At 41.5% G+C, this 6,202-nt stretch carries 8 protein-coding genes; 6 read left to right on the top strand and 2 right to left on the bottom strand.

What is annotated here, in order from left to right:
* Nucleotides 1–144 precede the first annotated feature (144 nt).
* The 5 genes from I8751_RS20825 (at nt 145) to I8751_RS20845 (ending at nt 2,655) form a co-directional block, all read left to right on the top strand.
* Nucleotides 145–312, top strand: a complete 168-nt coding sequence (locus I8751_RS20825) for a hypothetical protein (RefSeq protein ID WP_214441012.1) — start codon at nt 145–147, stop codon at nt 310–312.
* 98 nt (nt 313–410) lie between these two features.
* On the top strand, nt 411–581 hold the full coding sequence (locus I8751_RS20830) for a hypothetical protein (RefSeq protein WP_214441013.1): 171 nt from the start codon (nt 411–413) through the stop codon (nt 579–581).
* Nucleotides 582–758: 177 nt separating this feature from the next.
* The gene (locus I8751_RS20835; protein ID WP_214441014.1) at nt 759–1,019 is read left to right on the top strand and encodes a hypothetical protein; all 261 of its coding nucleotides are present in this window, start codon (nt 759–761) and stop codon (nt 1,017–1,019) included.
* Between the two features lie 58 nt (nt 1,020–1,077).
* On the top strand, nt 1,078–1,245 hold the full coding sequence (locus tag I8751_RS20840; RefSeq protein WP_214441015.1) for a hypothetical protein: 168 nt from the start codon (nt 1,078–1,080) through the stop codon (nt 1,243–1,245).
* Nucleotides 1,246–1,389: 144 nt separating this feature from the next.
* Nucleotides 1,390–2,655: a serine hydrolase domain-containing protein gene (locus I8751_RS20845; protein ID WP_214441016.1), complete on the top strand. Its 1,266-nt coding sequence runs from the start codon at nt 1,390–1,392 to the stop codon at nt 2,653–2,655.
* Nucleotides 2,656–3,170: 515 nt separating this feature from the next.
* On the opposite strand, the gene I8751_RS20850 is transcribed toward I8751_RS20845, so the two are convergent.
* Nucleotides 3,171–5,315, bottom strand: a complete 2,145-nt coding sequence (locus tag I8751_RS20850) for a peptidase domain-containing ABC transporter (RefSeq protein ID WP_214441017.1) — start codon at nt 5,313–5,315, stop codon at nt 3,171–3,173.
* Nucleotides 5,315–5,596 (bottom strand): hypothetical protein, encoded by a 282-nt coding sequence (locus I8751_RS20855; RefSeq protein ID WP_214441018.1) that lies wholly within the window; start codon nt 5,594–5,596, stop codon nt 5,315–5,317. The genes I8751_RS20850 and I8751_RS20855 overlap by 1 nt, the downstream gene beginning before the upstream one ends.
* A gap of 157 nt (nt 5,597–5,753) precedes the next feature.
* On the opposite strand from I8751_RS20855, the gene I8751_RS20860 reads away from it, so the two are divergent.
* Nucleotides 5,754–6,202, top strand: a 449-nt coding sequence (locus I8751_RS20860) for a transposase domain-containing protein (protein WP_404800445.1), incomplete at its 3' end; no start/stop codon positions are given.

Consider the following 6,202-nt stretch of genomic DNA (forward strand, 5'->3'; position numbering starts at 1 on the left):
GTGCGTTCAATAATGTATTTCAATTTGAAACTGATACCGCTTTAGGTTTACCGACAGGAAAAAGGCAACATAAGCCTGCAATCAACAAGCTTAATTGCATTAATAGAATCTTGAATACTTAAGCGATTCTCAAGGAGAAATATAATGTTAATTCCAACAAAATCAGCAACTCAAACAAATTCAAATAATCAATTATGGAATCAGCTTGATGACAAAAAAGCAGAGAAAATGCGAGGAGGCGCTCCCCAAGGAGAATCTGTAGGTCTTGCTGGAACTGGCTCTACTGGTTCTTCTTTCACATGGCGAGGGTAAAATAGTCTTTAGCAAGTATAAAAATTAGACAACTCAGCAATCTTTCCCGCTTTGAAAAGCAAGAATTAATCTTGAATTAATGTACAGGAGGAAATTCTATGAATACGAATCAATCTCAGAAATTGCAAACTCAGGCTCTATGGCAAGAACTCAATGATGACGTAGCTGCTCAACTAGCTGGTGGGGGAAGAGTGAAGGGGAAGGGATGGGGTAAGTGCCAAGTACCAGGCAAATGTGAAGTAGGGATTAGCATTGTCGTCAAATTTTAATATTTTTAAATAATTTGTGAAGGTGATATCCCCAAATTCTCCAAGAAGTAGGGATATCAACTCGCAGTATATTTGCGATCGCTATATCGGAATTACTCTGATATGGGCTGTATCCTGTTTCATAAATCAGAATTACTCCAACACTCTTATAGATGAATTTTGTAGGAGAATCGAAAGATGTTTAAAAAGCCCTCAATCAATAAATCATCACGTTTTATTGATGTAAAAGCATTGGAAAAATTAGTTGTGGAAATAGACGAACAAAATCAAGAATTGTTTGTAGGAGGTAGCTTTTCTGGAAATGACAGGATTCGTGTACGCTTAAAATCTGTAGATAACTTAGGGGTAACAACCAGTTCATCTCATATAGTTCCCACAGTTCCTCTATGTGCAGCTTGCGAGTATCATTCCGGTAGTTACAGGCAAGCTTCTAGCTGACTATCAAACAAGCCATCTTGTATGAGCTTATAGTTTCATATTTTAGGAAGAATTCCAGATGAAAAAACAACAGATAAAAAAAGACATTTGGCAAGAATTAGATGAATGTCAAGCTGAAATTATTTGTGGTGGTTTAAAGCGACTTCAGGAAGAGTTTGGATCTGAGTTAGCAGCATTTTACAAAAAGCCAAAGGAAATCGTTGTCGTAGGTTCAAGAATCCGCTAGGTGCGATCGCTTTTTCCTCGATGCTTGATCAAGTAAACCGTAAATCAACTGTGAGTAATCAAACTCATCTGCACTTTTATTGAGGCGATCGCATCAACCCAAACTTAAACAACAACTCTTGTCAAGGAATTGAAGGCGTCAATTATGGTTATTCCTTTCAAACTTGTGGCTTTAGTTCTCGGAGTAGCCTGTGGAGGGATGGGTTTTGTCGGAGTTATTCATGCAACAACACCCAGTCAAAATATCGTTCAGGCCACAAAATGCGACTTGGCGATCCCGTCAAAGATGGAGGTCGAAAGAACTACTACCAATATCAATACGCAGCGATTCCTAAATAAGATTGCCACAGATTTAGACGGCAAATTTAAGGGTTACGCTGTTATCTTGACCGGGGCTGATGGCAGAAGGCTTGGCTTTCGGCGTGCTGGTTGGGCGGTAGATCCATGCGAGTCAGATTCTGATGGTGAAGCTTTCGATCTTGATACCGAAACTGCAATTGGCAGCGTTACAAAGCTCTTTACAACTGTCGCAGTTTTGAAGGTGACTACCGACAGCAATCGGATTGAACGCACCCCGATGACAGCTTATCTTCCGTTCCGATGGCGAAGGATGGCTCACCCCTATTACGAGACGGTGACGACCGCCACTTTGCTTCAGCACAAAGCAGGGTTTAAAAGAGACGGAGACGGCGAACACATCTCAACACGACTAAGCAAAGGTCGAGAACTGAACACACCTATAGGAACCAGAACATATTCTAATACCACTATTGGCATTTTTCACTTTTTATACGCAAGATACGCTTTCCTTAGCCCTTACCACGAGACAGAAGTCAAATATCAGAATTCTCCCATCGACACTTACAATACAGAAATACAAAAACGAACATCACACTACTTCAATTTAGGTCTTTACAAGAGAATTTTTCTACCACTGGAAATTTCAGCAACATGCGATCCCAGAGAGTCACGGTTTCCACCAGATAGAAACAAATATTTTCCGTTTCACAACGTTGCTAGAAGCTACAGTTCGCGGACAGATCAAAGTGGACGATTACTCTCAAATGTCACCCTTAACTGTGCGCCTGGAGGACTTTACATGTCAACAAAAGACTTAGCGAAATTTATGTCAGCGTTAGACGATCCTCAGTTTCTCGATCACCGACAAAGAGATCGAATGATTAACAACGGAAATGCTGATAATCTTTTCGGCTTCTGGACGCGCAGTGGTGCTGAGGATGGACGAAGCTTCGTACATAACGGATACCGTGGTGAAGGTGACGACGCTTCAATCGCTTGGGTTATACGTTTCCCATCTGGCGACCATGCCGTGTTCACCGCGAACTCGCCAGCCGGTGATGCTGATGTGGATGCAACATTGATTGCTGCTTATAACGATGCAAGACTCTAATGGATATTTGTTCATAAAACTAGATACTAAGTAGAAGGACTAAATTAAACCTCACCTCGATTGCCGGGTTTCGACACTTCGACAAAGCTCAGTGACCACTCCGCGAAAGTTGAGCGTAGTCGAAATGCGTTTTATAAATAATTGTGTCTACCTACTTATTAGGGATTCAAAAAGTTTAGATTGTGCAGTAATAGCAAGATTGTGCAAGATTTTTTTCACTAATATTCTTTAATATCAAGAAAGTCGTTTCATCAAAAAAAGATAATGTTTAGTATCAAAAGGATTCGTAAAAATCAACAGCAATTATTGACCAACAACTCCGATATACTTAGTGAATTATCGGAAACAGATATGGAAACTATTGCTGGGGGTACTACCACAAGATGGCCTATTCCAACTAAGAATGGTTATACATGGATGGTTTGCATTGATGATAAATGTGTAATAGCTCATAAGTGAATGTGATTGGCATTTAGCCGTGGAAAATTCTCAAACAACCGCAAAAAGACAGTAATTTAAGGGTTTAAAAAATCCCGATGTTCCCCTGGAAGTTGGCTCAACTCTTCCGGGGTTCCTGTTAATTTGAGTTCGCCTTTATCTAACAGCACAATCCAATCAGCGCGTTGAATTACTCTGGGACGGTGACTAATCATAATCGTAGTTTTGCCTTGACGATGAGCCAGTAGTTTATCGAGTACCTCGGCTTCTGTTACTGGGTCGAGTGCGCCTGTAGATTCATCTAAAATTAACACGGGTGGATCTGTAACAATAGCACGAGCGATCGCTAATCTTTGTCTTTGTCCGCCAGAGAGATTTGCACCAAACTCACCCAGAACAGTCTGATATTTGTCAGGTAGTTCGCTGATAAAGTCGTCAGCACAGGCAATCTGGCAGGCGTTGACTATTTGTTCCAAAGTCACATCAGGGTAGCTAAGGCGGAAATTATCAAGAATTGAACGGCTCCAAAAGTGCGCTTCTTGGGGTACAAGTACAACTTGCTGACGCAGACATTCTAGAGAGATATCAGATTGGTTATACTTGCCAAAACGAATATTTCCAGATTGCAGTGTATAAAGATTGGCAATCAATTTTGCTACTGTACTTTTACCATAACCAGATTTACCAACTAATGCCGTGACTTTACCACCGACGATGGTAAGAGAGAAATCTTGCAGTAAATCTACTCGACCGGCATGATGAAAGCTCAGTTTCTGACAAATAATATTAGCGTTATAAGTTATTTTGACCCAATCTAGAGGGGCATTATTTCGACTTTCTGGTGTTGTATCGATGATGTCGTTGAGGCGTTGGCTGGCTGTTTGGACACGGGCAAATTCGTCAACAAAGTTGATTACTGTACTAATCAAAGCTGTAAAGTTGCGATTCATACCGTTGAATGCCAAAAGTTGACCAATAGTGAGTTCTTGGCGAATTACCAAAACACCACCAAAGCAGAGTATGGCGAGAGAACCTAACCCTGATATCAGGGTAGAAAAAACACCATTTACAATCCCAATCTGCAATAGTCCGAAGGTGACATTTGCCAAACGGCCGAAACGGCTTTGCAGTTCCCCCCAAGCTTGAGGAGACGCATTGGTAGTTTTTAAGGTTAAGGCTCCCTTAAAGGTTTCAACTAACAGTCCTTGGTTTTCTGTATCGGTGACTAACACATCACGAGTTTTTTGTTGTAAAGCAGGTAAGAAAACTATGGTAGATAAACTCATGAGCAAAGCCACACCAATGGCGGCAATAGTCAACTGCCAACTATAAATCAGCATTAACCCCAAGGACACCAAAGCAATAAATAACTCACTAGGTAAAGTGGTAACTATCTGAGAAACTAGTAAATTAATTTCTCGAATGTCCCGTAAGCGGCTGACAATTTCGCCACTGCGATGAGATTCGTAATAGCTTAAAGGAAGTTGTAAAATAGCCCTGCCAAATTCCAACGCCAACCCTAATTCTAGACGTTGAGCAAAATGAGCTACCAAATGTGCTTGAATCAAGCGCAGCAAACTACTAAAAAGAATCATAGCAGCAGTAGCGATCGCCACTGTTACTAGTAGTTCTGTATCTCTCCGCACTAGTACATCATCTGTAAGTACCTGAATTAGCAGAGGAAATGCTAAAGAAAGCAGTCCAATTACCAAGTTCAAGGGTAGAACTTCTGCAACTAAATTGCGATAATACCAAATACGCCGAAAAAAGCGCCCAAAGCCAGCAATTTGATCGTTAGGTTGTTCCCAGAAGCGGCTTTCATCAGGCACTAACAGCAGCATTACCCCATTCATCCAAGACTCTGTAAGTGCCTTACGATTAAGATAGCGCACACCTACTGCTGGATCTGCAACTATATATTTTTTACCTTTACACCCATGCAGCACAACCCAGTGATAGCCTTTCCAATGGATGATAGCAGGAAGAGGAACTTCTTGGAGATGATCAATCAACTGGGGTGTAGCTTTGACAGAACGGGCATTAAAGCCTAAAGATTCCGCCCCTCGACGTAACCCTAAAAGTGTTGTTCCTAGCTGCCCTGTACCAACTACCTCCCGAACACGCGAGATAGCAAAGGTACATCCGTATGTTTTAGCTACGGTAGCAAGACAAGCTGCACCGCAGTCTTCTTCACTGTGTTGCAGAACAATTGGATATCTCATCACAAATCTGTCAGTAGTCTTGCCTTGCGTAATATAAACTTCAATACAGTCTCTTGACGGGAAATAATATCTGCTCTTCCTTCCATACCCAATTGGAGCGTACACTTTTGTTTTCCAGCAGTTAATTCTCTACTTTCTGGCTGAATAGTGACCTCGTAAGTACCTGTTTTTGCATTATTACTCTTGACATCTGGAGTAGGAAGTATATTTGTGTAGCTGATTGTAAATATCGCATCTGGAGAAATATCTTTGACTCTGCCCGAAAGAGTACCATAAACCAATACGGTTCAGTTAAGGCTCAAAATCATGTAAATTAGGCATTGTTACCAAGAATGGAAATTAAGTGCCGTGCATCTGAGGGATTTTTCATTGGTGTCTCCTGATATACAAAATACTGAGTTGCTGAAAGCAATCGAAATGGCTATTCCAGCAACGGCAATTGAACAGGCGATCGCTAATACCAAAACCGAAGAGGAACGCACGCGATCGCTACCAGCGCAGTTAATGGTCAGTCTGGTAATAGCAATGAGCCTGTGGTCGAGAGATTCGATGCGGGATGTACTCAAAAACTTAGTAGATGGTCTTTCTGTGGCATGGGTAAAAGTTGGCAAATATTGGCGAGTCCCTTGTAAATCAGCAATTACCCAAGCTCGACAAAGATTAGGTGCAAAGGTGATGAGCCAATTGTTTCATCAGCTGGTAAAACCAATGGCAACGGGTGATACATTGGGATGGATAGTGATTGAAGTTGCTGGTGTGGGAATTTATGGCCTACTTGCTTTATTGGGGCTGCGTTATTCAAACTGGTGGCTGATGTTAGGTTGGATGGCTCATCCACTTTGGGACATCGGGCTACATTTAGTTAATCAAGGTTCAGTATTTACTCC

This window comes from Atlanticothrix silvestris CENA357 (assembly GCF_016056295.1).
Lineage (GTDB): Bacteria > Cyanobacteriota > Cyanobacteriia > Cyanobacteriales > Nostocaceae > Atlanticothrix > Atlanticothrix silvestris.